This window comes from Ignavibacteriales bacterium, from assembly GCA_026390795.1.
GTDB lineage: Bacteria > Bacteroidota > Ignavibacteria > Ignavibacteriales > Melioribacteraceae > Fen-1258.
In genome coordinates this window covers 59,956-86,754 of sequence record JAPLFG010000002.1, presented here as the reverse complement: position 1 = coordinate 86,754, position 26,799 = coordinate 59,956, and the positions used below count along the sequence as shown (strand labels likewise).

Annotated in this window: 24 protein-coding genes and 1 pseudogene; 7 read left to right on the top strand and 18 right to left on the bottom strand. The window is 36.0% G+C overall.

Translation table 11 applies throughout. The features are described from left to right. Positions 1-88 precede the first annotated feature (88 nt). From NTX65_02615 to NTX65_02600, 4 genes are all read left to right on the top strand, one after another. Positions 89-769 (top strand): Crp/Fnr family transcriptional regulator, encoded by a 681-nt coding sequence (locus NTX65_02615; GenBank protein ID MCX6168204.1) that lies wholly within the window; start codon positions 89-91, stop codon positions 767-769. A gap of 3 nt (positions 770-772) precedes the next feature. Beyond that, complete coding sequence (locus NTX65_02610; protein MCX6168203.1) at positions 773-1,603, top strand: PHP domain-containing protein; 831 nt, start codon at positions 773-775, stop codon at positions 1,601-1,603. Positions 1,604-1,723: 120 nt separating this feature from the next. Then, positions 1,724-3,955, top strand: coding sequence for a T9SS type A sorting domain-containing protein (locus NTX65_02605; protein MCX6168202.1), 2,232 nt, complete (start codon positions 1,724-1,726; stop codon positions 3,953-3,955). A gap of 42 nt (positions 3,956-3,997) precedes the next feature. After that, positions 3,998-5,938, top strand: a complete 1,941-nt coding sequence (locus NTX65_02600) for an ABC-F family ATP-binding cassette domain-containing protein (protein MCX6168201.1) — start codon at positions 3,998-4,000, stop codon at positions 5,936-5,938. Between the two features lie 13 nt (positions 5,939-5,951). On the opposite strand, the gene NTX65_02595 is transcribed toward NTX65_02600, so the two are convergent. Further along, positions 5,952-6,917: an ROK family protein gene (locus NTX65_02595; protein ID MCX6168200.1), complete on the bottom strand. Its 966-nt coding sequence runs from the start codon at positions 6,915-6,917 to the stop codon at positions 5,952-5,954. Between the two features lie 282 nt (positions 6,918-7,199). Between NTX65_02595 and bshC the strand changes: the two genes are divergently transcribed. Continuing rightward, a complete protein-coding gene (gene bshC, locus NTX65_02590) occupies positions 7,200-8,828 on the top strand; it encodes a bacillithiol biosynthesis cysteine-adding enzyme BshC (GenBank protein MCX6168199.1) in 1,629 nt (542 codons plus the stop codon). Between the two features lie 36 nt (positions 8,829-8,864). On the opposite strand, the gene aroA is transcribed toward bshC, so the two are convergent. From aroA to NTX65_02530, 12 genes are all read right to left on the bottom strand, one after another. Then, entirely contained in the window at positions 8,865-10,148 is a 1,284-nt protein-coding gene (aroA, locus tag NTX65_02585) for a 3-phosphoshikimate 1-carboxyvinyltransferase (GenBank protein ID MCX6168198.1), read from the bottom strand. Beyond that, positions 10,145-10,735 (bottom strand): RNA methyltransferase, encoded by a 591-nt coding sequence (locus tag NTX65_02580; GenBank protein MCX6168197.1) that lies wholly within the window; start codon positions 10,733-10,735, stop codon positions 10,145-10,147. Before NTX65_02580 ends, aroA begins: the two co-directional genes overlap by 4 nt. Continuing rightward, on the bottom strand, positions 10,735-10,959 hold the full coding sequence (locus tag NTX65_02575) for a hypothetical protein (GenBank protein ID MCX6168196.1): 225 nt from the start codon (positions 10,957-10,959) through the stop codon (positions 10,735-10,737). The genes NTX65_02580 and NTX65_02575 overlap by 1 nt, the downstream gene beginning before the upstream one ends. A gap of 115 nt (positions 10,960-11,074) precedes the next feature. Continuing rightward, a complete protein-coding gene (gene deoC / locus NTX65_02570) occupies positions 11,075-11,941 on the bottom strand; it encodes a deoxyribose-phosphate aldolase (GenBank protein MCX6168195.1) in 867 nt (288 codons plus the stop codon). A gap of 3 nt (positions 11,942-11,944) precedes the next feature. Then, entirely contained in the window at positions 11,945-12,838 is an 894-nt protein-coding gene (gene folD, locus NTX65_02565) for a bifunctional methylenetetrahydrofolate dehydrogenase/methenyltetrahydrofolate cyclohydrolase FolD (GenBank protein ID MCX6168194.1), read from the bottom strand. 115 nt (positions 12,839-12,953) lie between these two features. Further along, positions 12,954-13,772 (bottom strand): TIGR00282 family metallophosphoesterase, encoded by an 819-nt coding sequence (locus NTX65_02560; protein MCX6168193.1) that lies wholly within the window; start codon positions 13,770-13,772, stop codon positions 12,954-12,956. A 100-nt stretch (positions 13,773-13,872) separates the two neighbouring features. Next, on the bottom strand, positions 13,873-14,298 hold the full coding sequence (tnpA, locus tag NTX65_02555) for an IS200/IS605 family transposase (protein ID MCX6168192.1): 426 nt from the start codon (positions 14,296-14,298) through the stop codon (positions 13,873-13,875). An 88-nt stretch (positions 14,299-14,386) separates the two neighbouring features. Beyond that, complete coding sequence (locus NTX65_02550) at positions 14,387-15,331, bottom strand: hypothetical protein (GenBank protein MCX6168191.1); 945 nt, start codon at positions 15,329-15,331, stop codon at positions 14,387-14,389. Positions 15,332-15,364: 33 nt separating this feature from the next. Further along, positions 15,365-17,170, bottom strand: coding sequence for a hypothetical protein (locus NTX65_02545; protein MCX6168190.1), 1,806 nt, complete (start codon positions 17,168-17,170; stop codon positions 15,365-15,367). Beyond that, the gene (locus tag NTX65_02540) at positions 17,167-17,562 is read right to left on the bottom strand and encodes a hypothetical protein (protein ID MCX6168189.1); all 396 of its coding nucleotides are present in this window, start codon (positions 17,560-17,562) and stop codon (positions 17,167-17,169) included. Before NTX65_02540 ends, NTX65_02545 begins: the two co-directional genes overlap by 4 nt. Before the next feature lie 43 nt (positions 17,563-17,605). Continuing rightward, complete coding sequence (locus NTX65_02535; GenBank protein ID MCX6168188.1) at positions 17,606-18,328, bottom strand: hypothetical protein; 723 nt, start codon at positions 18,326-18,328, stop codon at positions 17,606-17,608. A gap of 104 nt (positions 18,329-18,432) precedes the next feature. Further along, positions 18,433-19,113: a chitosanase gene (locus tag NTX65_02530; protein MCX6168187.1), complete on the bottom strand. Its 681-nt coding sequence runs from the start codon at positions 19,111-19,113 to the stop codon at positions 18,433-18,435. A 332-nt stretch (positions 19,114-19,445) separates the two neighbouring features. On the opposite strand from NTX65_02530, the gene NTX65_02525 reads away from it, so the two are divergent. After that, positions 19,446-21,104, top strand: a complete 1,659-nt coding sequence (locus tag NTX65_02525) for an exonuclease domain-containing protein (GenBank protein MCX6168186.1) — start codon at positions 19,446-19,448, stop codon at positions 21,102-21,104. A gap of 376 nt (positions 21,105-21,480) precedes the next feature. Here NTX65_02525 and NTX65_02520 read toward each other — a convergent pair whose 3' ends face one another. From NTX65_02520 to NTX65_02510, 3 genes are read right to left on the bottom strand one after another with little or no spacing between them, the layout of a single operon-like run. Continuing rightward, a complete protein-coding gene (locus NTX65_02520; GenBank protein ID MCX6168185.1) occupies positions 21,481-23,121 on the bottom strand; it encodes a S41 family peptidase in 1,641 nt (546 codons plus the stop codon). A 12-nt stretch (positions 23,122-23,133) separates the two neighbouring features. After that, a complete protein-coding gene (gene tmk / locus NTX65_02515) occupies positions 23,134-23,748 on the bottom strand; it encodes a dTMP kinase (GenBank protein MCX6168184.1) in 615 nt (204 codons plus the stop codon). A 2-nt stretch (positions 23,749-23,750) separates the two neighbouring features. Beyond that, positions 23,751-24,662 (bottom strand): CdaR family protein, encoded by a 912-nt coding sequence (locus NTX65_02510; GenBank protein ID MCX6168183.1) that lies wholly within the window; start codon positions 24,660-24,662, stop codon positions 23,751-23,753. A gap of 206 nt (positions 24,663-24,868) precedes the next feature. Between NTX65_02510 and NTX65_02505 the strand changes: the two genes are divergently transcribed. Continuing rightward, on the top strand, positions 24,869-25,588 hold the full coding sequence (locus NTX65_02505; protein ID MCX6168182.1) for a phosphatase PAP2 family protein: 720 nt from the start codon (positions 24,869-24,871) through the stop codon (positions 25,586-25,588). 578 nt (positions 25,589-26,166) lie between these two features. On the opposite strand, the pseudogene NTX65_02500 reads toward NTX65_02505, so the two are convergent. Both NTX65_02500 and eutM read right to left on the bottom strand, forming a co-directional pair. After that, a pseudogene (locus NTX65_02500) lies at positions 26,167-26,427 on the bottom strand (BMC domain-containing protein). Positions 26,428-26,430: 3 nt separating this feature from the next. Then, a complete protein-coding gene (eutM, locus tag NTX65_02495) occupies positions 26,431-26,715 on the bottom strand; it encodes an ethanolamine utilization microcompartment protein EutM (protein MCX6168181.1) in 285 nt (94 codons plus the stop codon). Positions 26,716-26,799: the final 84 nt, after the last annotated feature.

Genomic DNA, 26,799 nt, shown 5'->3' with positions numbered 1-26,799 from the left:
TTGTTGATTTGATTTGAAAAATTTATCTTGAGTATGTGACTAAGAAAACTATTAGCAAAAAACAATCACAATTATTTTGAGAGTAAAAATGGAATCGCCAAAGTTTTTGTCATCCGTTCCAATTTTTTCCGAACTTCCTGATGAAGCTCTCGATAAGATCGAGAAGACAGGCTCTCGTAAAAATTTCAAAAAAAATGAAGTAATTTTGATGGAAGAAGAATCCGGCACAGCCCTTTTTGTAATTGTTACAGGAAAAGTTAAAGTTGCCAGATCGAGTAATGACGGCCGTGAAGTAATTCTTACAATCCTTACTGAAAGCGATTTCTTCGGTGAGATGGCAATACTGGACGGATTAACACGTTCGGCTACAGTAGTTGCGACAGAAGACACTGAACTTTTTATGTTACAGAGAAACGATTTTATGAATCTGCTTCACGAACATCCCGAGATTTCAATTGTACTACTGCAGGAACTCACAAGAAGATTGCGTGCGGCAGATATGAAAATTAAAGCACTTTCATTGAAAGACGCTGAAGGTAAAGTTGCCTCTGTCCTACTTCAATTGGCCGATGAAGTCGGAAAGATTAAACAAGGTAAAGTTGAAATCGATAAGCTTCCTTTGCAACAAGATTTAGCAAATATGGCAGGAACATCAAGAGAGACAATTTCTAGAACTTTACATTCCTTTGCTAAAAAAGGATTGATCGAATTGGAAGGTTCAAAATTGAGAATCCTGGATTATGAAAAATTCAAAGGAATGTTTATCTAAACGATGTCTCTTAAAATAGATCTTCACACACACACAAACTATTCGGATGGTATTTTTACACCGGCGGAGTTAGTACAAAAAGCTCATAAGTGCGGTCTTGATATTATTAGTATTACCGATCATGACAGTATAAACGGAATAAAAGAAGCTGTTGAATGCGCAAAAGATTTAGGAATTGAAATTATTCCCGGTATGGAAATCAGCACTGATGTTGATGAAAAAGAAGTTCATCTTCTTGCTTATTTTATTGACATTGAAAATGAGGAACTTCTAAAATATCTTAGTTTCTTTAGAGATGAACGGATGCACCGCGCGAAAAGAATGGTGCAAAAATTAAAGGGCCTTGGTTTGAAAATCACAATGGATGATGTTATTGACCACGCACAAAATTGTGCCATCGGGAGACCGCATATAGCATATACAATGATTGAGCTTGGCTTGATTAAAAACTATAATGAAGCATTCGAAAAATATATCGGAGATTATGGCCCTGCATTTGAGAGGAAAATTCACGTATCTTCGCAGAGTGCTCTTAAACTAATTAGCGATGCAGGCGGATTATCGTTCATAGCGCATCCCGGATATATGAAAGAAAATCTTTTACTGAATTTGATTAAAGCGGGAATTGATGGAATTGAATGTACACATCCGAGTCATAGTGAAAACCAAGTACAATTTTACCGCGGAATAGTGAATCAATATTGTTTGTTGGAATCGGGCGGTTCGGATTTTCACGGCGGTAAGAAATTAGATGAAGAAACTCTTGGTAAATTTACGCTCGGTCAAAACCAGTTTGAAGCAATGAAAAAAATGATTCAAAAACACAACGCATAAATTATCTCACCAAAGACAGAGACGCATGAAATAATTTTCTACTTTTTGTTCAATTTGAAAAGAGTAAATTTGCTGTGCGTCTTTAAACAAACATTTTTTAAAAAATCATTAGAGGAATTCATGCGGACAATTAAAATCTGCTTGATTGTCATTGTATTCAGCAATTCTATTTTTGCTCAAGCTGTAGGACAATGGAAAATTTATTCTGATATGAAAAGTATTAACGACGCGGTGGTTACTTCATCCGGAGTATGGGCTGCAACTCAAGGTGCTGCTTTCAAATTCAATTCTGCCGACAGTAGCTTTTCGGTCTTAACTAAAGCCGATGGATTGAACAGTCAGGCACTTACTGCAATCGCTGTTGATAATAAAGATAGAATTTGGATTGGCTCGCAAGAGGGATATATCAATATACTTGATACGAAAGACAATTCACTCCAAAAAATAATTGATATTTCTAATTCCAATAAAACTCTAAAACAGATCAATGGAATTCTCGTCAAAGGTGATTCTGTTTACGTATCATTCGATTTCGGTTTAGCAATTATCGACGCCAAAACAATCTCTTTTATTGATTCATTTTTAAAACTGGGTAATTTCCCAGCAGAATCGAAAGTGATAAGTACTTATAAATCAACTTTGGTTTATGCCGTAACTCAATACGGAGTTGCGATACAAAAAGCGGGTGCTCAAAATCTTTCTGTTCCGGAATCATGGGATACATATTATCTCTCATCGTTTTTACCAAGTTTCCCATCTCCTTCAGCTAGCCGAGTTCTTGAATTTAACGGACAGATTTTACTTGCAACTTCACGTGGAGTATTTCAATTAATTAATAAATCATGGCAACCTAGTGCGTTTCAAGAAAGTAACGTAAGTGATATGGTAGTCTCTGGCAATTCGCTTTTCGTTATTACACCGCATGAACTGTATAAATACTCTGCCGGACAATCAACTTTACTTTATCAGAACAGTGCTGCAACATTTAATACTATTAAAGTTGCCGCGGATCAAACAATTTACATTTCATCTACACAAGGACTAATTGAGATTAAAAACAGTAAAGTACGCACATTATATCCTAATGGTCCGGCTGGCAATTTATTTGTGAATCTTTCTGTCGATCCAAGCGGAAATTTGTGGGTTGCAACGGGAAAGAATAATACCGGAAAAGGATTTTTCAAATTTGACGGTAGTGTTTGGAAGGTTTTTGATAGAACTAACTATCCAATACTTCCTTCAAACGATTACTATAATGTTTATGCGGCACCCGATTCTTCAATATATTTGTGCAATTGGGGTAATGGTTTAGCAATACTGAAGAATGAAAAAATAGATACGATTACCACTTACAACAGTACATTAGTCGGATATTATAAGAACCCTCTTTATCTAGCTGTACCAGATTGCAAAACAGATTCAAAAGGAAACTTATGGATTCTAAACACTCAATCAGCATCGCAAAAACCGTTAAGTGTTTTAACAAAGCAGAATAACTGGATTAACTTTTCATTTTCAAATCCGCAACTGACCCAAGGCGATAATGTAGAGAAACTAGTAATTGATCAATATGATACCAAATGGTTTACAGTAACGGTTACTGGTAGCAGATTTGGCTTATATTATTTTAACGAGAATAAAACACTTGATGATCTAACCAATGACACTCAAGGATTTTTAAATTCGGCAAATGGTTTATTGAGCGATCTAATTACCGCGCTTGCTATAGATCAGCGAGGTTATTTGTGGGTAGGAACAAATGTTGGATTAAATGTAATCATAGATCCTTCTAAACCAAAAGTAACAAGCAATCTTGGATTGGCATTGCGCAATCAAACTGTAACATGTATTGCTATCGATCCTCTAGATCAAAAATGGATTGGGACAACTCAAGGTGTTTTCGTCTTATCTTCTGATGGGATTCAACTTCTCCATCAATACGATTCAAATAATTCACCTTTACCAAATGATGAAATAAAGAGTATTGCTTTCGACGCAAAAAATGGAATTGCTTACATAGGAACAGATTTTGGTTTGGCAGCTCTTCAGACATCATCAATTCAACCTTTACAAAGTTTTAGTGAGATATTTGTTTACCCAAATCCGTTCATTCTTAATGATGGTACAACTTCTCTTACAATAGATGGACTTATCGGAAACAGCAGCATCAAAATATTTTCAATCAGCGGTAAATTAATTAATGAATTTGATTCTCCCGGCGGAAAGATTGCATTTTGGGATGGGAAAGATCTGAACGGTAATCCGGTTCCTACAGGAATTTATATAATTGCTGCTTATGATCAGGAAGCAAATAATGTAAAGACTTCCAAAGTTGCCGTAGTTAGGAAATAGATTACATGACTCAGCAAACCGCATTAGGATATTCGGAATAAGATGATTGATATAAAAAATCTTTCAATTCAATTTACAGGACTAAATTTATTTGAGGATGTTAATCTCAGAATAAGTAAGCACGATAAAATTGCTCTTGTCGGTTCAAATGGAACCGGCAAATCAACTCTATTAAAACTACTTTATGGAATTGAAAGACCGGAGACGGGTGAAATCTTCAGACAAAAAGGAATCCGAATCGGGTATCTTCAACAAGATTTAATATCATCAAAGGGGCAAACATTATTTGCGGAAGTTAAATCCTCCCTGCCAGATCTTAAATCTTTGGATGAACGTGAAAAAGAAATATTAGAGGGACTTAACACTCCCACCCTCTTGGATGAAGACCGGGAAGAATTAGTTGAAGAGCTCGGCGAAATTCATCACAAGAAAGATGAAATTGATTTTTACTCTGCAGATTCTAAGATTGAAAAAGTACTAGCCGGACTCGGATTTAAGAATAAAGATTTCGCAAGAAGCACCGCTGAGTTTTCCGGCGGGTGGCAGATGCGTATTCAGCTTGCGCAGATTCTTCTGGCAGAAAATGATTTGATTCTTCTTGATGAACCTACTAACCATCTTGATCTTGATACACTAACCTGGCTTGAAGAATTTTTACAAAACTTTAAAGGTTCGTTAGTAATTGTTTCCCATGATAGACATTTTGTGGACAGCGTTACGAACAAAACGCTGGAAGTTTTTGATAAACAGATCGGCTTTTTCCCGGGGAATTATAGCTCCTATCTGAAATTCAAAGACGAACGCGACATTCAACTCCGAGCACAACAAAAAACTCAAGAAAAAAAAATTAAAGAGACGGAAAAATTTATTGAACGATTCCGTTATAAATCTACCAAATCAAAACAAGTTCAAAGCAGAATTAAACAGCTCGAAAAACTAGATTCAATTTCGATTGCTGAAGAAGAGAAAAGAATTGAATTAAGATTTCCGGAACCGCCCAGAAGCGGTGTGGTTCCGGTTGAATTGAAAAATGTTTCCAAATCTTACGCAGAATTAGATGTTTTAAAAAATGTAGACCTATTGATTGAACGTGGAGATAAGATTGCTATTGTTGGACCCAACGGTGCCGGAAAGACAACACTGGCAAAAATCATTGGTGGAAAATTAGAACCATCCAGCGGTGAAATTAATTACGGTCACAACACGATGGTATCTTACTACGAGCAGGAAGTTGCTGACGCATTGAACCCCGAGGATGATCTAATAGATACTCTTGAAGAAATGAATAATGATTTGAGTGTTGGGCACATAAGATCAATTTTAGGTTCATTTCTATTTTCTGGTGATGATGTCTTCAAAAAAGTAAAAGTGCTCTCCGGAGGTGAGAAGAGCCGGGTTGCTCTTGCGCGACTTCTCCTCACGCAAAGTAATCTAATAATTCTCGATGAACCGACAAATCACCTCGATTTTTCTTCAAAAGAAATTTTGAAGCGGGCGCTTGTGGAATTTTCCGGCACTCTTATTATAGTTTCGCACGATATTGATTTTCTCGAATCGATTACTACTAAAGTTTTGGAAATACGCGATCAGCATGTAAAAGTAAATGTAGGCGGGATTGACTATTATCTACAAAAGAAGAAAGAAGAAGAACAGATTGAGATTAACAATAAAACTTCCGAACAAAAGAATACCCGGAAAGACCAAAAAAGGCAAGAAGCAGAAATTCGTCAACAAAAATTTGTTCTAACGAAAGATTTAAAAACAGAGCTTAAACGTTGCGAGAAAGAAATTCAGAAATTGGAAGAATTGAAAATTAAATTGGAATCTGAGCTCATCGATCCGAATATTTTCAGCAATCCTCAACTTGCTAAAGAAAAAAATTTATCGTACGAAAAAACAAAGTCTGGACTGGAGATTCAGTACAACCATTGGACTGAAGTAACGGATCAACTTGAACAGATTGATAAACAATTCGGATTATAAATTCATTAATAAATTATTTTAAGAATTCTTCCGCTAAAGCAACACCGCCGTAAAGAGCCGCATCATCGCCAAGTTTCGTTTCAAAAATTTTTACAATTTTTCCCGCGTCAGTCAGAACAGATTCCTTAAACGCTTTTTCAATCTTTGGCACCATGAATTCGTGCATAGCTTCTATAACACCGCCGCCAAGTACGATGGTATCAATATTAAGTAATGTTGTTATGCTTCCCAGTACGGTTCCTATAGTTACTGCAGCTTTACTTACACATTTTGTTGCCAATGGATCTTCTTTTTTCAATGCATCGGCAAGCGCTTTACTCTTCAATTGTTTTTTAGGCGATTTATATTCTTTCAGAATACTCTTCTTCCCTTTATTCAAGCCTCTTATTATTTCACGCACTATAGCTGTCCTGCTTGCGGTCATTTCAAAAGTTGTCCGGTTTGAAAATGTAGAGAACTCACCTTTAGGCTCGACAATTATATGCCCAATCTCGCCGGCAAAAAATGATGAACCACGGTATAATTTGCCATCGAAAAAGAATGCGCCTCCGATACCGGTACCAACAAAAACGACAAGCATATTTTTTACATCGGCACCTAATTCAAATTTTTTTATTCCAAGACCAGCAAGGTTAACATCGTTTTCGATCAATACCGGGATATTAATTTCTCTGGACAGAGCTTCTTTTATATTAAAATCTTTAATGCCAAGATTCGGTGCATTTCCAATTAATCCGCTGAAAGGATTTACAGTCCCGGGAACTCCAAGACAAAGAGCTTTTACATCATGCTCATTTAATTTATTCTCTTCCAATATTTTTTTTACCGAGTTGGCAATTGACTTAACCAAAAATTCGTTTCCTTTTTCGATATTCGTAGGAATTTTCAAGCGCGATACAATTTCATTATTTACGTTTATTAAGGCGGATAATATTTTTGTCCCGCCAAAATCAACAGAAATGATGTTTTGATCTCCCATGCTTTCTCCGATTTTACAGATTTATATTGTACTCTATCTTAATATTGTAAGAAAAAATTTATAAATTCATGTTGTAATTGAAATAAGTATTGTTGAAGAGTAACAATTAGAGGTCTCTGATAAATTATTCTTTAGCATCAGTCATCCAAACGGAAGTGGGAATCCAATGTAATTTTAAGAGATTCCCGTTTACACGAGAATGACAATTTGAATATTTCAGATCTCTCAATTAATATTTTTTCACTTGCAAGATAGCAATTTCTAATTATCAAGGAAGATAGAATGTATATAAATTTTTATGATATCCCGGCGCATCAAAATCTTTTTCTCGATTATTTGCACGAATTTGAAAACGTTGAACGGTTTTATGGGAAAAATTTTAGAGCTGTTGATCAGTATCTTCCACTCTTTGAGAAATTAGCTGAAAGAGAAAGACCGCATCGTGAATTAGTTCATGATATAATTAAATCGCAGTACCATGCTCAGACGCCGTCAAAAAAGACCTTACAAAATATTGAACTGCTTACTTCGAAAAAGACCATTGCGGTTGTTACAGGGCAGCAGCTTGGTATTTTTGGCGGTCCTCTTTACACAATTTACAAATCAATTACAGCAATCAAACTTTGCAGTTACCTTAAAGAAATTTATGATGATTATAATTTCGTACCGATTTTCTGGCTCGAGGGTGACGATCATGATTACGATGAAGCAAGAAATTTTTCGCTTCTTAATAATGAAAACCAAATAGTCAATTTAAAATATGACGACGGTCAACTTGAAGAAGTAAACAGAGGCGCAATTGGATTATTGAAGTTCAATCAGAATTTAGAAAATGTTTTCACAGAATTAAATGCCGGATTACGCCAGACGGAATTCAAAGCTCCTCTTCTTGAGTTACTAAATTCTATTTACCAACCTGATAAAACTTTTCTCGAATCATTCCGTGAATTGATGATAAAACTTTTTGATGACTACGGCTTAATAGTCTTTAATCCTATAGACCATGCAGTCAAAAAAATTCTTTCACCGCTCTTCGCTAAAGAGATTTGTGAATTCGGGAATCATACCGGCTTGCTGGTTGAACGAAGCGCTGAACTTGAAGAAGTTTATCATGCACAGGTAAAAGTAAAACCGATCAATTTATTTTATGTTGAAGAGAAGGAACGCCTATCGATCGAACCGACCGATACGGGTGAATATAGATTGAAAGGTAAACGTAAAAAATTTACTCAAGAAGAATTACTTTTACAGCTTGAGGCTTCTCCTGAAAAATTCAGTCCTAATGTATTACTTAGACCAATATGCCAGGATTTTCTTTTTCCCACTGCCTTTTATGTCGGAGGACCTGGCGAGATAAGTTACTTTGCACAAGTTTCTCCGCTGTATAAGATTTATGATCTCGAAGAACCGTTTATCTACCCGCGTTCATCTGCAACAATAGTAGAAAAAGGCGTTCAGACTATCCTAGAAAAAAACAATTTACAATACGTTGATATTTTCACAGAAGAAGAAGCTCTAATTCAAAAAATTGTTGCAGCATCTTCAGAAATAAATCTGGAAACTCTTTTCCAAAATTCTTTCGATGAAATAAATAGTTCGATGAATCAGCTTCAGCACATTTTGCCTTTGATAGATAAAACTCTTGGCGATTTGACGCAAAAATCGAAACAGCGGATTGACGAGACATTAAATTATTTGAAAGCGAAAGCGCTGGAATCCGAGAAAAGAAAATACGATTCAACAATACGGCAGGTAAGCAAAGTCCGGAATGTTCTTTTCCCTAACAGTAATCTTCAAGAGCGTGAATTGAACTGGATCTATTTTGCAAATAAATACGGAATAGATATTATCGAGTGGATCTTCAATGAACTTGCAATCAACAAGTTCGAACATCAAATATTAGAAATGTAATTTTGAGTGGAACGATTATGGAGGAAAGAATTTAGATTATTGATGACGAAGTTTATTTATCTGAGCCACAAATTGCGGGTTTGAAACTGCAACTGCTTCAAAATCATTTACATTTCCGCCATTCTTCATTAGCATACTCATCACTCCAAAAACCATTGCAATTCTATGATCACCATAACTTTCAAACGTTACATTTTTATCAGAAACTTTGCCGCCTAATTCAAAACCGTCTTCGAATTCCGAAATTGTTAATCCCGCTTTCGCAAAATTTTGACAGAGAGATTTGATCCTATCTGATTCTTTAACACGTAGTTCCTTTGCACCGGATATTCTAAAATTACCTTCGGCATGAACACCGGCTACAGAAAGAATTGGTATCTCATCAATTATGTTGGAAATTATTGCTTCAGTTATCGAAATATTTTTCAAATTACTAGATTTAACCCGGAGATCACCAACCATCTCCCCTTTTATTTCGCTCAAATTTCCTACTTTAATGCTGCCGCCCATTTGTTTTAGTACCTCAATAACACCGGTCCGAGTCTCGTTGAGTGACACATTTTTAATCATGATCTCAGAATTTCTAGTGAGTAAAGCCAGAACGATAAAAAATGATGCGCTTGAAATATCGGATGGGACAGTTATTTCAAATGGTTGAGGATAATTTTTTTTTGAAACAAATATTTTTGTTCCATCAGAATCTTTTTCTGTTTTCAAACCGAGAAGTTTTTCTGTGTGATTTCTGGTTGAAACCAGTTCAGTAATTATCGATTCTTCATCAATATGGATTGCGCATAAGATCATCGCACTTTTGACCTGTGCGCTTGCGACCTGCAGTTTGTAGTTAACTGCCTTAATATTAGAAGACGGACTGATATGAATCGGCATTACACCATCTTCACCGATGGAAATATCCGCTCCCATCATTCTTAGTGGTTCAACAATCCTTTTCATTGGTCTTTTGGAAAGAGAGTCATCTCCGGTAATAACCGATTTAAAATTCTGAGCCGATAATATTCCGCTGATTAAACGGGCAGTAGTTCCGGAATTTCCGGCATATAAATTACTTTCCGGTTTTGAAAATCCTTTAAAACCTTTTCCTGCTACTTTTATTGAATCATTTACAAACTCAAATTTAGAACCTAGTTTTTCAAAACAACTCATTGTGGAACGGACATCTTCAGAATCGGAACAATTACGAATTATAGATGCACCTTTTGTCATAGCTGCAAACATTACTGCCCGATGTGAAATTGATTTATCACCACGAAGCTCTAATTCGCCTCGGATACTTTCTATCTTTTCAAATTTTTGGATCATTTTTCGCACCACCGATCAATTAGAGCATCAAGTTCGTTTTTTTCAAGTTCGCTCTTTTCATACATATTTTTTATTACCCGCTGACGTTGTGCTTCATACAAAGTTACAGCCGCGGCAACCGATACATTCAAACTCTGGATCATTCCTCTCATCGGTATATAAAAAGTTTCATCTGCAAATTTTTCAGCTTCAGAAGAAACACCGCGTTTCTCATTCCCAAATACAAGCGCAATTTTTTGAGTCAGATCAATGTCATAAATATTCAAGGCATTTTTATTAAGCATGCTTGCATAAACTTTGAATCCTTGCGCCCGCAATTGGTCATAGCAATTCTTTGTGTCATTATATTTTTGAACATCGATCCATTTATTGGCAGATGATGAGGAAGTTTTACTTATGCGTGGGAACGATTCAAAAGTGTATAGCAAATTTATTTTCGGAACGCCGACGGCATCGCAAGTTCTAAATATTGCGCTGACGTTGTGCGGGTCATGAATGTTTTCCATTACTACCTGTAGAGAAAATTGTCTTGCAGCAGCAGTAGAAATAATTTTTTGGAGCCGTTCGTCTGTCTTAAATTTTCTCATCACTTATCAAAAATAATTTTGTAGACAGTTAAAGGATGTTCTTTGCGGGCGCGGTCAATAATCATTTTTTTATCGGATGGACTTTGCAAATAAAATTTCAGCAATTCCACGATTTTGTCAATTACTTCATCTTCGGTATGAGCCCAGCTTTCGCATCCTTTGATTGAAGGCACTTCGGCTGTAAATCCGTCATCAGTTTGTATTACATGTAGGTTTAGAACCAAAATATTTTCCTTTTCATTCCGAATTATACAATAATGGAAAAATAGAAATGCCGAAACACCTTCTGTACTATATAACAAAATTTAAATGCTAACGGCTTATTACTAAAAGCTATTTTTAATATCCCCCGGCGGCTACAGCTTCTCCCTTAACAATCTTAACACTTGCACTCGCCCCTATTCTATCAGCTCCGCTGGCAATCATTAATTTGGCATCTTCAGTGGTTCTAATTCCACCGCTTGCTTTAACACCGACGGTCGAGCCAACTACATATCTCATCAGAGCAACATCACCGGCAGTTGCGCCGCCTTTGCTAAATCCGGTGGAGGTTTTTACAAAATCTGCTTTTGCCTCTTTGGCTAAAATGCATGCTTTAATTTTTTCTTCGTCTGTTAGAATCGATGATTCAATAATAACTTTACATATTGCGCCGAATTTTTTGGCTGCAAGAACAACTTGATTTATATCATTGAAGACATAATCATTTTCGCCTTGTTTCAGTCTGCCAATGTTGATTACCATATCAATTTCTTGCGCACCGTTTTTAAGCGCCTGCTCTGCTTCAAAGCGTTTAGTTTCGGTTGTTGTAGCTCCCAAGGGAAATCCTATTACCGTACATACCTTCACCTTAGAACCGCTCAATAAATCTTTACACATCGGGACAAAAGACGGATTTATACAGACGGAAGCAAAACTATATGTGCGTGCTTCTTCACAAAGAGTTTTAATTTCTTTTGGGGTTGCGTCCGGTTTGAGTAAAGTATGGTCAATCATCCGCGCAACATCTTTATCAATATGTTCACCAACTCCAATGCTTGCGGCAATTCTTTCTGCACCGTTGGTAATAATATTCTTAACGGCGGTTCGCTGATCAACGACATTACGTTCCCATCCGGCACATGTTCCGCCGGTACAATAAAAGTCCTGTAATGATTTTTCCATTAGGACTTGCGATACGACTTTTTCGATTATTCCTGAGCTCATTATTTAGTCTAATTTTTGTTTAGTAATTTTTATATATGCAAGAAAAGTATTTTGAAGCAGCATTGCAATTGTCATTGGTCCAACACCTCCTGGTACTGGAGTAATGAACGATGCTTTCTTAAATACGTTTTCATAATCAACATCACCGACAATTTTATAACCTTTGGGCAATGATGGATCTTCAACCCGGTTGATTCCGACATCAATTACAGCAACACCTTCTTTTACCATATCGGCAGTTATAAAATTTGCTTTTCCAATTGCGGCAATTAAAATATCCGCACTTTTGGTATAAATAGAAAGATCTTTTGCGGCTGAATGACAAATTGTTACAACAGCGTTCGCGCCCTCTTTTTTCTGAAGCAGCATATTTGCAACAGGTTTGCCTACGATGTTACTTCTTCCTACAACAACAACATGTTTGCCGCTTGTTTCAATATTGTAACGCTTTATCAATTCAACAATCCCATTTGGTGTACAAGGGTAAAAAGTGTTTTTGCCAATCACTAAATTACCGACACTTATTGGATGAAAACCATCAACATCTTTACTGGGAGAAATTCTCTCAATCACTTTATTTTCATTGATGTGCTTAGGCAGAGGAAGCTGCACAAGTATACCGTCGTAATCATCGTCTGAATTATAATTATCGATCATCTCTCGAAGTTGTTGCTCTGAAGTTTCAACCGGGAGAATTTCGACTTTGGAAAGCATCCCAATTTCACTACATGCTTTACCTTTTGATTTAACATAAGATTGAGACGCGGGATTATCACCAACCATGATTGTCACTAATCCGGGAACGCGGATATTCAACGACTTCAGCCATTCGATTTTGCTCTTCAGTTCTTCACGAATCTCAGCTGCTATTTTCTTACCATCAATTATTACTGCCATACTATTTCATAATACCGTTTTAAATATTGTAAGGTCATTTCGAGCGAAGTCGAGAAATGGACTTATAGATTCTAATCACACTTCGTCTTCGCTCAGTGTGACAACAAAATTACTTTTAAGAAAGTCCCATCTCCGAGTTCACTTTCCTTTCAAATTCCGGCATAAAAATTCTTTCTATCTCTATCGTCTTCCCGGTTGTTGAATCAACTTTAAGAAACAATCCGGTTAAATGAACATTATCGGTAGCGGTTTGATATTTCTGCGGTGTTTGATAAAGAAACCGGTTTATTGCCGCATCTGTCTTCATGCCAATTACCGAATCATATGGACCGGTCATACCGCAATCGGTTATAAATCCGGTACCATTTGGAAAAATTCTTTCATCCGATGTCTGAACATGTGTGTGCGTACCGATTACCGCAGAAACTTTTCCATCAAGAAAATATGCTAGAGCAATTTTTTCTGCCGTAGCTTCGGCATGAATATCAACAATGATAACTTTTGTTTCCTGTTTAAGTTTGGACAGAACAAATTCAGCACCGCGAAATGGACAATCAATCGGTGTCATATAAGAACGTCCTTGCAAATTCAGAACTGCAACTTTTCCCATTCCGCTGTCAAAAATATAATATCCGTTTCCGTGTGTCCCTTTTGGATAATTAAACGGACGAAGAGCACGCGGATCTTTCTTCAAATAATCTTGGGATTGAGGTTTATCCCACGTATGGTTGCCGCCGGTGATAACATTAACACCAAGATCAAACAGAAATTTTGCTTCCTTTTCGGTACATCCTTTGCCATCGGCAGCATTTTCGCCATTCACAATAACTACATCTGCATTGTATTTTTTTATCAAACTTGGCAGGTAGAGCTGAACAATATTAAGCCCGGGCTGACCAATGATATCGCCAATGAAGAGTATATTGATTGTCATCTATTTCTTTCTTTTGGTGTGCAATATATCTAAAAAGGAGGGAATACGAAAAGAGGGCTCATGATACTTTTCTTTTTGATTAGCTGTAGTCATTGCATAATTAATTACTGTATAACCTAATAAATGATTCGTACTCTTCCGTAAATGTTTTCTTTTGGTGATGCTCTTTTTGATTTTTGATATAATTATAAACTTTCTCTAATTGCGATTCGCTTACTGAAAAAACCCCGTAACCTGTTTGCCATGCAAATTGGTGTTGGATTATTCCTTCTTGGTTTATCCAATGTGAAGATGATCCTTTTATTTGTTTAATTATTTCAGCAATAGATTTGTTAGGGTTTTGTAAAAACAATAAATGAATATGGTCAGGCATTCCGTTGATAATTCTTACAGGGCAATCTAATTCTCTTAATTGATCTGATATATATTGATAAATGATTTTCTCTTTCTCTTCCGGGATTAGCGGTTCTCTCTCTTTTGTGGAAAAGACAACATGCAGCCATATTTTATAAAATGAATGTGACATTATTTTGATAAACCATTGAAATGGTTTTTATTTAATTCCCTTTCAATTGCCTATTTGGTTTTTCTTGTTTTAATATTATTCAGAATTTCTATTTTCTACTCTTCGATTTTTTGATATCACTTTTAGGTAATACGGCTTTTACTCTTTTTCTTCCCGAAATTGTTGGAGTTTTTTCTTTGGCTGCAGATTGTTTTTCTTTTTTCGAAACCGGGAACGCCAGCTTGGCAAGTTGTTCCATTGTTTTGTTCAACTGGATTCTTGCAGGTGACGGAAATGCTGAATTTAATTCTTCACTTGTAACTGAATCTCCTTCCTCGATTACCGGTTTATATGAATCAAAGCTAAAAGAAATTGTGTCTTCCGGTTCGTAATAAACAATTTTGAATAGCGGTTTACGCAGATCTAAATCGTATTGTGTTAAAGTTTTTCTTACATCGGGCCAAATCCAGGACTTCTTATATTCAAGCTGAATGTATTCCGTTCGATAAAGATAAAATTCCTTAACTATTGGACGGAGTTTTAAATACGCAAAAACTGACCGTGTAGGCGTTGAGTTACTTTGATCAGGTACAGTAAACTCGATTGCTTCTAATTGTTCAACGTAAATTTCCGTGGAATAAGTTTTTGTAGCCGAGAGATCATTCTGTAAAGTTGTAATTAATTCAACTCCGAATTTACTTTGCAGCTCGGAAATAATATTCGCTTTCAAGTTAGCAATTCCGGCTTCAAGAGAAGAACCGATCTTCGTTAAAACTTCTTGAGAAAGTTTATTGGAAATTGTAGAAGTAATGGATTCCTGAATACTTATGGTAAAATTTGCTCTCTTCCCTTTTTTGTTTTCCAGCTTGTATTTTGCATTCACTGGCCAGTCCATTTGTTTAATTACGGGACCGTTTTTTGCGATATTTTCTTTTCTTTCTACTACCAGTATGTGATGCCTGAATGCTGCGTATTTATTTTGGCCGAATTTTGTCCAGCCCTCTTTATCAGAAAGAGAACTATCTTGAGGTGTTTGAATCCATGAGCGCGGCATAAATTAATTCCTCAATTCTTAATCAAGATGAAATTATTTGTTCGATGAAAGATCTTCATCACCCGTTAAAGTTATACTACCAACCGGTAAACGTAATCCGAAAAACCAGTACCAGGCATCTACTCCAAGGTTCCGGCCAAATCCTAATTGTAAATAATCCAATGCTGTAGTTGCCATTATACCTAAAGCAATTTCGGGAGTGCTGTCAAGATTGAAATCGGGTGCGGCAATATTTATCCCAACTCCAACATTCCAGAATTTATTATAAATATATGATCTTCTTGTACCCCACTTGAATAATAAACTGTAAGACGGCGCTGCCTGAAATTGTTTTGTCAATTTTGTAGCTGAGTTATTGATAGCGTCTAGAAAGACTACTCCAGCTGAAAGTTGTGAATGCAAACCGATCTGGTACATAGTACATGATCGTCGTTCAAGTTCAATAGTAATTGGTGTTTGATTTTCGTCGGATTTATTCTCAACAGTAGCTTTAAAATGAATCTCATCACCGGCTGAACGTTGACCGGTATTGCGTAAATCAATTTCGGTAGCATCCGGAATATCTTCCATCAACATGAATTTTACCTTATCGGTGAATTCAAGGTTGACTTGAGTCTGCTTTGCGACGGATGCAGCATTCCAATTTTGAAGCTCCGAAATATTAATGCCGATACTGTCTTGAAGAAACGTACCGAAGTTTGCTAAACATATTTTGGAATCTTTGATAACCTTATCAACTGTTTCTTTTAGCACAGCTTGAATCTTACCTTTCTGTTGTTCGAGGCTATTAAATTGATCTGAGAGGAGTTTTCCATGGGTCTGAATAGTCTTGAGAATTCCTATAGCACCGGTGAAATACATCAGTCCGCTGCCGACCGGGTCGGAGGAGTTTGATATTTCACGGGTTAATTTGGTAAGATTTTTAACATCTGTTGCGAAAGCATTCGCACTATTGAGCATTGGCTTCATTAAAGTAATTAAACGATTATCTTTTGTGTTCACATCATAAATTTTCTTGAGACTATCGCTAAAGCAATTGTAACCGGATTCAAGTTTATCTTTCAAATCACTCAAAAGCGTTTTGACTCTATCAAATGAAGTGATTCCTTTTTTGTTATAATCTTCGGCTTCTTTGGAGGCATTTTGAAATTCTTGCTGTAACTTCTCAGGTGCAGGCATTGCAAACCTCGGAATTTCAGTAAAGACACCGTCACTGTACGTATCAAATTGCGGTAAGTGAATTGGTGTAGTCTTTCCATTTTGGTCTCTTAAAAAACCGCCCAGCCGGAAGTAAACCCTTTTTTCCTTCAGTGACTTATCAATTTCGTCAGTTAGGTCGTTAATATGTTGTCTAACGATATCAAAGATTTGTTCATATTGTTTTTTAGGATCTTCATCGTTACCCAGAATTTCGTTTGCCATCTGTCTCAATTTTTTATCTTGGCTGATATAACTTTCCAATTCACCCATACTAGTTGAGAATAAATCAATATTCTCTCTTCGTGTTTTGTAATCGCTCGATGTGTCTCCCATAAGATCAAGAATTTTATTCTGAATTTTTAGGATGCCGATAATAAACTTTAGCTTGCCGAGTTCTGATTCTACATCCAGCTTTACGGATTTACCCATTTGATCTCTTAGCGCAATTTTATCAATACTAATTTTCAATGTGCTGTTGATATCAACTATAGGGAAGGCTGATTTTCTAAAGTCGATATCGAAAACCTTACCTTGCCGGTCTGTTTCCTGAAATGTCAAAATCTGGGCATTAGCCCGAATTTGAACAATTAGTAAAAAGCAAATTAAACTAAGTAAATAAAAGAATTTATCGCTTCTCATAATTTACCTGCAGCTAAAAAGCCCATGTCCACCGACAAGAAATCAATCTCATCTTCCCTATGTAAAATCTTGCAGACTTTATTATCTAAAGTGACAAAGAAAACCATCACCTTATTAAGATCTTCCTTCGAGATATCCGCAGATCCTGCTTTGAGTTCTTTAATTTCTTTCTGAAGAATATTTCTGTCCGTTACCCACCCGACTTTTCGTGCAAATCCATTCACAACTGGTTTTGCTCTTTTATCAACGAGCTGTACAACCTTTTGCGAAAGTTCATCGTTACCAAGTACAATCGCCACAATAACATCTTCATCATAAATTAAATGGCTGAATAATTTTTTTGCTAATACATCGTCATTTGCTGGGAAAATAATTGTGTGGTCAAGTTGCATGATATTTTCTCCTATTTAGTATTCTCAAAATCTAAAATAATTGCTAACTCTTGTTTTCATCTTCCGGCTTAGGTGCATCCGGCGTTAGCTTTCCTTCCCGTTCTTCACCTTTTGTTACGAACATAGTTTTGAATAATTCAGAAAGTTTATTTGTCGCCTGATCGGTGAACATTCCAACCAGAGTACTAATCGCGGCTATACCGTACAAATTTGCGTCAATGCTAGAAGCGCTGCTGGAAAATAATCCCGCACGTACGACAAGGTAAAAAATCATGGAAACCATTCCGCCAAGTATCGGTCTGCCAAAGTACCAAAGACTCCATGAACGGAATAACCTTCTTTGTCCACGAAAATCCATAAGTGATGATAATCCGTGTGTCGCTCCGCCAAGAATACCAAACAATAAACTTAGGATCAGCAATTTTATACCCAATTCACTGCTCTCAATTTTACTGCTTACCACTTTTGTTACCGTAACTTGTTTTGATGAATCGGTTATAACTTTCTTAGTCAATGAATCCGGAACTGCAACAGCTACATTTGTCGAGTCTTTTGGTACATTACTTACAGATGTATTCTTTATAGGTTCTGTAGGCCAGATCGCTATTGCAATTACAATAGCAGCTATCCCTGTAACAATATTCCATCCGGTTAGTAATCTGTGAAATATAGGTCGCATTGCGCCAATCTCCTCAGTTACAAATTTTGAATCGTCCGCCTCTTTCAATTTCAGATTATCGGGAGGTATTTGTTGATCGTCTGCCATGGCTTGTTCTCCTTACAATTTTTATAATTTGTTTTTGTTCAGAAATCAATATGATGATCAGTAATCATTTTTTTTAGAATTCAATTATCATTTTTCAATTCTCATTAAACATTCACCGCTGTGCTGTTTGCTATTATTGGTAGTTTATCAAGCATCCAATTCTCTGCGGTAATTTGATCTTTGAAACATTGCGTTCTATAAATGGTGCGTTGGAGAATTGGATTTGTATGATACTTGAGCCATTGGTGGCGGATATCAACGTATGATGTAATCCATTTTTTTTCATCACCGCCTTTTGCGGGAGGAAACTCGCCGAATCTTTTTCTCAATGCTTGCGGAATGCTTCCAGAATGAATATAACTGTCATAAATAACCAACAGGCTTAGGGGTAACTCAAATCCATTCTTGGTGAAGAATTCAAATGCGGGGTTGTAATAAGCTAAATCGAAAAATTCGTCCTGCGTTTCCTTCATAATTGGATCTTCATTTGCAGATGTTCGAAGCAGGTCTTTAAAAGTTTTGTTATCTGTTAGCGACTGTTTGCCTATTTTGTCGATGTACGAAGAGAATTTTTCTGCATAGAGACCATTGTTACGAATATAAAGCTCAATAAGTTTTGCAAGATTTCCTTGCTCGGTTGTTTGACTTCGTCCGTAAGTGATCTGTCTTGTTCCGTTTTTGCCATCGGCAAGTATTGTAATTTGATTGTATTTACCGGCCGGAGTTCCTGTTTCAAAAACGTTAATAACTCTTTCGATTAATCGCTTGATTGAATCAGTAATCATTTTACCTCCATTCACGATATAATTTTAATAACTTTTTTTTTGCAGAAAAGGATCGTAAAAGGAAATTATTTAATAGCCGAATGGAATAAATACTCAGAAGTTAAAAGTTGTACTATATACCTTTAGAGGTTCAAGAATGATGAAAATTGAACAGAAGATTATCACTTAGCCGGATTAACCTCGAAAGGTTGAATTGAACTTAATTAAAAAATAATTACACGTCAATAAAATTGTAGAGTTTAAACGGCGGAGATCCAAACTATTCTGTCAAATAATATTCATTCCAACAAATCATTTTTGATTAAATTTTGAACGTGAAAAAAGATCAAATAATGAAAGAAGCCAAATTAACAGAAATTCCTTTTGAAGAAGCCGAATATTGTGTTTTCGATTTTGAAACTACCGGTATGTCCGGAAGGCAGGATAAAGTAATCGAAATCGGTGTGGTAAAAATTCTGAATGGAAAAATTGCCGATACTTTTTCTTCATTTATAAATCCCGGCAGACCAATACCGTATTTCATTACGAAACTTACCGGGATAACAAATGCCGATGTAGAGGATGCGCCTTTTTTTGATGAAGTTTATTATCGGATGAAGGAATTTATAGGAGACTCGGTTTTAATAGCACACAATCTAAGTTTCGATCATTCATTTTTGAGACACGAGTGTGAAAATGCCGAATTGGAATTCCTAACCAACGAAGCGGTCTGTACAGTCCGTTTGGCTCGTAAATTATATCCGCAGTTCCCCAGTAAATCGCTGGGGCATCTTACTAAGTCGCTCAAGATCCGTCACAGAAATGTTCATCGAGGATTGGGCGATTCAATGGCTACCGCAAAAATTTTATTAAAAATGTTTCCTACACTCCGGGAAGAACATAATATAGATACAGTGAGTGATCTGGTTAATTTTCAAAATTTGCCGACTTCAACAAAACCATTTCGCATAATCAAGAAAAAATTATTGGACGACTTTTCAAAGATTCCAGATCAACCGGGAGTATATTTTTATAAGAATACAAAAAATGAAATAATTTATATCGGCAAGGCAAAATCGTTAAAGGACCGGTTGAATAATTATTTTTCCAACAACGCGATTCGAAAAGCAAAAGATATTGTAAGAAAAGCTTCGGGACTTGAATTCCATACGACGAACAGCGAATTGACGGCTTTAATAGCAGAAGCGGAATTGATCAAGACCCATAACCCGAAGCAAAATAAAATGCTGAAGAAATATCCTCGAAGTTATTTCTTAAAATTAGCTTTGACACATTATTTCCCTTCGGTAGAAGTTACATCAAACTTTGATTTTGACGGTAATGACTATTACGGTCCTTATCCTAACCGGGACACAGCTAACATTTTAAAAGAAATTGTAAATAAGACTTTTCAAATTCGAGAATGTTCTCTTAAAGAATTTAATAAAGGTAGAAGGTGTTACCTTGCAGACATCGAACGATGCCTGGCTCCATGTGTTGAGAAGAATATTGACGAACAGTATAAAAATGAACTCAAAAATATTAATGAATTTTTATGCGGTAATAATCAATCTGCCGTAGGCCGGCTTCTAACAAGAATGAAAGAACTTAGTGCTTTGCAAAAATTTGAAGAAGCTGCTCAGGTTAGAGATGTTGTACAATCTATTCTGAATCAAATCAACAAAGCTTCGATCCTTGCAGAACCAATCAATAAGGCTAACGTTCTTATAGAAGTTAGTGGTCCAATAAAAAATGATTACATGTTGCTTGTAGATGGAAGAGTAATTTTCAAAGAATATTTTGTTGGTTCAAAAGACCATTTCGATAATATTTTGGAAGATTACTTCACCGGTACTATTAATACAGACAAAGCCATTTATGATAAAGATTTAGAGAAATTACGAATCGGCTTAAGCTGGTTAGTAAAAAACCGGGGAAAAATAAAAGTTCATTATCTAAATAAATATAAATCGGCAGAAGATTTATCTGTTAATTTTATTTTGTCAAAATAGTTGTTATGACCTGCCGGATTATTTTCAAGAAGCCATTACTAGTTTAAGATAAAGTGAAGAATAATATATCTTACTAAAAATGCAGCAACAAGGATCAGGACCAAATAGATTAAAATACTCTTTATTGATTTCTGAGTTATTGCCACAGTAGTGCGAGTTCCCCGCCATCCGCATTCTTTACATCGATACAACTTGACAAACGAAGTTAGCTGCACAATCTGTTCATACAGATTTCGTGATCGGGAGCGATGTAAAGTCCCGGTCTTTTTACATTCGGGGCATTTACCAAACTGCGGATTTCTGTGAAAAAATACTTTTGATAAAGTCATATTAAATCCATTTCCAACAGAAATTGCCTGAAGAAGAAAAATGATTGCTATCTAAGAAGCAATTGATATTTCTTTTTATCATTAAGAATATTATAAGAAGCTAAAAATTGTTTATCATCCTTAAGAGACTCACTAATTCTACCCTGCCTTCCTTCGGTTCTTGCTGAAAGCTCCTGTCTAATTTCGAACAAAACATCGTCTTTATATTTATCAAGTTCATTAGTATGGCTCAGATCAACTTGGGTTTTAATTTTAGCGAGCTGTTCTAAAAATTTTTGATCTATATTTTCTTCCGCACCCGAAATCTCCAACTGGTCAATTAGCTTTTCGGATTTCGAGACAAATTCAAATTTTTGGCTTTTCAAATATTTTGTGAATTCAAGTAATAAAGTTTCGGGTTTTATTATTTTCCAATTTGTATTGGGGTTAGTATTAAAAAAATTTGTGGCAAATTTGAAAAACATTCCCTCCGCTAGAAGTGTTTGGACGAGCCGGGAGTTTGAATTATTTTTTACAATGGAATCTGGCATAATTCCACCGCCTGAAAGAACAATTCTTTTTCCATCAGTTTTGAATTCTGTTTGTTTTATTAATGAGTTCTGTTCGAACACTTTATTTTTATCAGAGTAATTGACCCTTTGGATCGATCTGCCGGTAGGCGTGTAATAACGTGCGGTTGTAATTTTTAAAGATGTATTATATGATAGTGGCAAAACGGTTTGAACTAATCCTTTACCAAAAGAATTTGTTCCCACAATTACAGCCCGGTCGTGATCTTGAATTGCGCCGGCAACAATTTCAGAAGCCGAAGCAGTACCCTCATCAATCAGAACAACCATTTTGGTATCGCTGGAAATCGGTTCTTCCGTGGCAAAATAATTTTTACTATTAAGACTATCTCTTCCTTTAACCGAAACAATCAATTCCCCTTTCTTCAAAAATTTTTCAGACACATCAATTGCCGCATCGAGTAAACCGCCAGGATTACCTCTCAGATCCAAAACAACAGACTCAATTTCTTTTTGGGATTTCAAATCAAGATAAGCTTTTTTTACTTCCTCGCCCGCAGTTCTAGAAAATCCACTCAGTTTTATATATGCATTATTGCTCCCTTCAGGAATAAACCCGTAGTAGCTAACATTCTTAACTTCAATTTCTTCGCGCATCAAATTAAAGACAATTGGTTCATTCACAGTTTCCCGTTTAACAACAATTTTAACAGGACTTCCCGGGTCGCCTTTTAAAAGATCGCTCAAGTTTTCAATATTTTCTCTTGTAACTGGAGTATCATTTATCTTCATAATGATGTCGCCGATTCTCATTCCCTGGCGCTGCGCCGAAAATCCTTCAATCAAATCAACTACAGTAACATTATCATTTCTAATTCCTATAGAAGCTCCTATGCCGCCGTACTTCCCTTTTGTAATTATATCAATATCTTTCTGCTGATTTTCATCTATAAAATTTGTGTATGGATCCAGAGATGTAAGCATTCCGTTAATTCCGGCAAGCATAAATTCTTCCGGATTCAGATGATCTACATAATTGAGAGTAACTTCTTTGTATACACGCCCAAAAACATCAATGCTTTTATTCATCTCGAGATAAATATCATTATCCCTTGTTATAAAACCGGAGAACAAAATTACTGCAAACGCAGAAAGAAAAATGATTTTCCAAATTTTCATACTAACCCTTTCTTATTTCTCTAATATTTTCACTTCACGAATTATTTTCTCGTGAATTTCCGGAATTGAAAGCTGCCCGCTTATTATCCGAAATCTTTTTTCCTTTTCGGCGAGATAGAGATAACCTTTTCTCACCCGTTCGTAAAAATCCATTTTAGAAAGTTCAATTCTGTCCAGTTCTATATGTTTTACTTTCGATTTTCTTTTAAGCACTTCTTCAATCGGTATATCCAGAAAGAATGTTATATCCGGAACAGCTTTGCCGATGACAAATTGCTGAAGCTTTTCAACAAATTCCAGAGAAATTTTTCTACCAAAAGCTTGATAGGCAATTGATGAATCATGAAATCGGTCCGAAATTACAAATACATTTTCTTTTAATGCCGGAAGAATAACTTGATTAACCAGCTGAGAACGGCTTGCCGAAAATAAAACCAGTTCTGTCTCAACGGACATTTCGGAATTTTTTTTATCAAGAAGAATATCCCGGATTTTTTCTGAAATAGGTGTTCCGCCCGGTTCACGAATAATTTTTACATTCTTCTCGTTATCCAGTAGATATTTTTCAAGCAGTTGAACCTGTGTTGATTTACCGCAAAAGTCTAGACCTTCAAATGTTATGAACATAATTAGTATTGTTTAATGATGTATTCTAGTTTATTAGGTATTGTACTTACGTGTGTTGTGAACTGCGGTAATTCAATGATTGGCTCTATCGTTCCTTTTTCTTCGCGAAGTGCTGACCAGTAATCAACATAGGCTTTAATACTGTCATTTGTTAATCTGCCTAGTTTGTTAATTCCGCCGCGGATAACCACATTTATTTTACCTGGGAAAAGTATCAAGTCCTTTGACGGCGGAACATTTCGAGTTTCGACAACAATATTTTCAAAAGTTTTATCAACAATTTTTTGGACTTCCAATTCGATAGTGCAAATTTTGGTGGAAACGGTTATACCATCCGGGGCTTCAATTTTGAGATCGAATTTTACATTTTCTGAAACATCCGGAATTTTTTTGTACTCTGTTTTTATTGAATCGGTATTGCGCAACAGATTTGCCGGCCCGCTTATTTCAACCGTTTCCGGCACAATTTTTATTTTTGAAGATGGACCATAGCCGGGTTTAAAATCCAGTTTAAAATTCTTGATCAGCTTAACTGTTTTCGAACCCACTTTTTCGATATCATACTCGATCTGAGAAGGTGTGATTTCCAAAACTTGAAATGAAGAAGTAAGCCAGGCATTCGCTTCAATTAAATCATTCAAATCATTTTTACGGTGACCAATTCTTCTATGTGCGGAAATATCGAAATCAACTTCCGGTCCCAAAATTAATTTTGCCAATTCCCACCCTTTTCCTTTTACTTGAATATAAACTTCGGAAACGGAGGAATTACCTAAGGAATAATTTTTCGGCAAATCAGTAATGTTAATAGGAACTTTAATTGTAGTTACGAATACATTTGACAGAGACACATAAACCCAGAGTCCAATCGAGAAAAATGAAATTACCGATATTGTGATGATCTTTTTCTTCATACCGAAATATAAAAAAACTCCCGTGATTAAACGATTCGAAGTTTCTAAAGATAATCTGATTAAAATTTAGGGATTGCAGCTGTGTCTAAAGATACGATTGCGTTTCTCCGCCGTTCAATCTTATATTACCATTGGCAATACAAAACATAACTGCGTATAATATTTCAACAATGGCGGCCGCTTACCCGTCTTTTAATGGGAAATTTATGTCGAATAATACAGATAAGTCATCCAATCGCACTTCTTTAATTAAAGTTGATTTAATTTCTTTATTTAATGATTCATCTGCGTTTATAAAAGCTCCTTTAAATTGGACAAGGAAAACACGGACGACAATTTTCATTTTCTTTATTTTTTTCTTTATCTCAATGTTTTTTATTGATAATAATCTTAGAGTGTGGATACAATCAGCACGGAATCCTTTTTTTGATTCTGTCTTTTCATTTTTTCATAGATATGGAAAAGCTCAACCTGTATTAATATTGTTTCTGGTCTTCTACATTGGTGGACTTCTATTTCAAAAAGAAAAGATTCGTTCAACGGGATACAAATTTTTGCAATTATTCATCTATTCCGGATTAATTGTAACTATACTAAAATCTTTTTTAGGAAGATGGCGCCCTTTTAACGGAGTTGGGCAACTTTATTTTACTCCTTTTGTTTTGGGTCCAAATGAAAGACTCTCGCTGCCATCGGGAGATGTGGCTATTGCGTTTGTGATCTCGTCTGTATTTGCTTCTTTGTATGATAATATACTCTGGAAAAGTTTCTGGTATTTCATTGCGGTGATGACAGCAATAGGAAGAATTTACCATGATCAGCATTGGTTATCGGATACTCTGTTATCAGCGTTTATTGTTGTTAGTATAGGGGTATGGCAGAATCATCTTACTCAGCTAAAATCATCAGCAAAAGAAATTAGTTGAAAATTCTTTTCGTTTTTCTTTGTACGAATTCTTGAACGGAATATAAAATTATATTGCCTTGGATCTGACCTTTATTAAAAAAACAAAACTCCACATAAATGGAGTTTTATATTATGATATCAGATTCAAAATTATTTGAGTTGCTTAAAATACTCTCTCAATTCATCTCTGCTCGCGCGGGAAATTTGTCTTCCCTTGATAGGAAAATTTTCAAAACTACGGGCAAGATGCCGTAGTTCGTGAACATTCAGTTGTAGGAGGTCTTCGGAAGTTGGAACTTCTTTTGGAGATGAAATTTCTGTGCCGGATGAAATCTCATTCATCGCTTCTGTGCGTAGTACTTCTAACCTCGAAAGCGTCTCCAGTTTTTTAGTTTGATCTTTTGGCTTTCGTTCTTTTTTGATTTTAACAACTTCATCCTTACTCTCTTCCAACACATCAAAAAGATTTTCATTAAGTAGATCTTCTTTCAATTCAACTTTTTCTTCGACAACTTCTTCTACGGTTTTAGATTCTGCAACTCTTACTTTCTTTTGTGGCTGTTTAGTTTCCGGCTCAACGGAAAAAGAAGAAAAATAAATTATATCTTCAAGTTGATCATCTGGGCGGGGAATAACATGGGCGGATACTAATTGACCTACACGTTGAGCCGCGGCAGCACCGGCATCAACAGCCGATTTTACAGCGGCAACTTCACCAATGATTTTTACTGTAACTAAAGCGGCAGTAATTTTTTCTTTACTGACTAACTTCACATTTGCGGCTTTAACCATTGCATCGGCGGCTTCAATCGCACCGATTAAGCCCTTGGTTTCAATAAGACCTAACGCTAATTGCATTTATTATTTTACTGCGCGTTTTGGCAGAATCAATTCAACATCTGTATGGGGACGTGGAATGACATGAACTGAAACTAATTCTCCAACTCTTTGTGCTGCCGCAGCGCCGGCATCTGTAGCAGCTTTTACTGCTCCAACATCACCGCGGACCATTACAGTTACGTAACCGCCACCGATTGTTTCTTTTCCAATCAATTCTACTTTTGCAGCTTTTACCATTGCATCGGCAGCTTCAATTGCGCCGACTAATCCTTTAGTTTCAATCATTCCAAGTGCGTCTAATGTCATGAATTTGCTCCCAATTAAATTTTATCACTGATTCAAAATAATTTATATCATTAAAAATGTCAATTTATTATGGCATTAATTGAT

Excerpts from the sequence above, each read along its gene's own strand:
- NTX65_02615 (MCX6168204.1), top strand. The coding sequence starts at position 89 with ATGGAATCGCCAAAGTTTTTGTCATCCGTTCCAATTTTTTCCGAACTT.
- NTX65_02610 (MCX6168203.1), top strand. The coding sequence starts at position 773 with ATGTCTCTTAAAATAGATCTTCACACACACACAAACTATTCGGATGGT.
- NTX65_02605 (MCX6168202.1), top strand. The coding sequence starts at position 1,724 with ATGCGGACAATTAAAATCTGCTTGATTGTCATTGTATTCAGCAATTCT.
- NTX65_02600 (MCX6168201.1), top strand. The coding sequence starts at position 3,998 with ATGATTGATATAAAAAATCTTTCAATTCAATTTACAGGACTAAATTTA.
- NTX65_02595 (MCX6168200.1), bottom strand. The coding sequence starts at position 6,917 with ATGGGAGATCAAAACATCATTTCTGTTGATTTTGGCGGGACAAAAATA.
- bshC (MCX6168199.1), top strand. The coding sequence starts at position 7,200 with ATGTATATAAATTTTTATGATATCCCGGCGCATCAAAATCTTTTTCTC.
- aroA (MCX6168198.1), bottom strand. The coding sequence starts at position 10,148 with ATGATCCAAAAATTTGAAAAGATAGAAAGTATCCGAGGCGAATTAGAG.
- NTX65_02580 (MCX6168197.1), bottom strand. The coding sequence starts at position 10,735 with ATGAGAAAATTTAAGACAGACGAACGGCTCCAAAAAATTATTTCTACT.
- deoC (MCX6168195.1), bottom strand. The coding sequence starts at position 11,941 with ATGAGCTCAGGAATAATCGAAAAAGTCGTATCGCAAGTCCTAATGGAA.
- folD (MCX6168194.1), bottom strand. The coding sequence starts at position 12,838 with ATGGCAGTAATAATTGATGGTAAGAAAATAGCAGCTGAGATTCGTGAA.
- NTX65_02560 (MCX6168193.1), bottom strand. The coding sequence starts at position 13,772 with ATGACAATCAATATACTCTTCATTGGCGATATCATTGGTCAGCCCGGG.
- tnpA (MCX6168192.1), bottom strand. The coding sequence starts at position 14,298 with ATGTCACATTCATTTTATAAAATATGGCTGCATGTTGTCTTTTCCACA.
- NTX65_02550 (MCX6168191.1), bottom strand. The coding sequence starts at position 15,331 with ATGCCGCGCTCATGGATTCAAACACCTCAAGATAGTTCTCTTTCTGAT.
- NTX65_02545 (MCX6168190.1), bottom strand. The coding sequence starts at position 17,170 with ATGAGAAGCGATAAATTCTTTTATTTACTTAGTTTAATTTGCTTTTTA.
- NTX65_02540 (MCX6168189.1), bottom strand. The coding sequence starts at position 17,562 with ATGCAACTTGACCACACAATTATTTTCCCAGCAAATGACGATGTATTA.
- NTX65_02535 (MCX6168188.1), bottom strand. The coding sequence starts at position 18,328 with ATGGCAGACGATCAACAAATACCTCCCGATAATCTGAAATTGAAAGAG.
- NTX65_02530 (MCX6168187.1), bottom strand. The coding sequence starts at position 19,113 with ATGATTACTGATTCAATCAAGCGATTAATCGAAAGAGTTATTAACGTT.
- NTX65_02525 (MCX6168186.1), top strand. The coding sequence starts at position 19,446 with ATGAAAGAAGCCAAATTAACAGAAATTCCTTTTGAAGAAGCCGAATAT.
- NTX65_02520 (MCX6168185.1), bottom strand. The coding sequence starts at position 23,121 with ATGAAAATTTGGAAAATCATTTTTCTTTCTGCGTTTGCAGTAATTTTG.
- tmk (MCX6168184.1), bottom strand. The coding sequence starts at position 23,748 with ATGTTCATAACATTTGAAGGTCTAGACTTTTGCGGTAAATCAACACAG.
- NTX65_02510 (MCX6168183.1), bottom strand. The coding sequence starts at position 24,662 with ATGAAGAAAAAGATCATCACAATATCGGTAATTTCATTTTTCTCGATT.
- NTX65_02505 (MCX6168182.1), top strand. The coding sequence starts at position 24,869 with ATGTCGAATAATACAGATAAGTCATCCAATCGCACTTCTTTAATTAAA.
- eutM (MCX6168181.1), bottom strand. The coding sequence starts at position 26,715 with ATGACATTAGACGCACTTGGAATGATTGAAACTAAAGGATTAGTCGGC.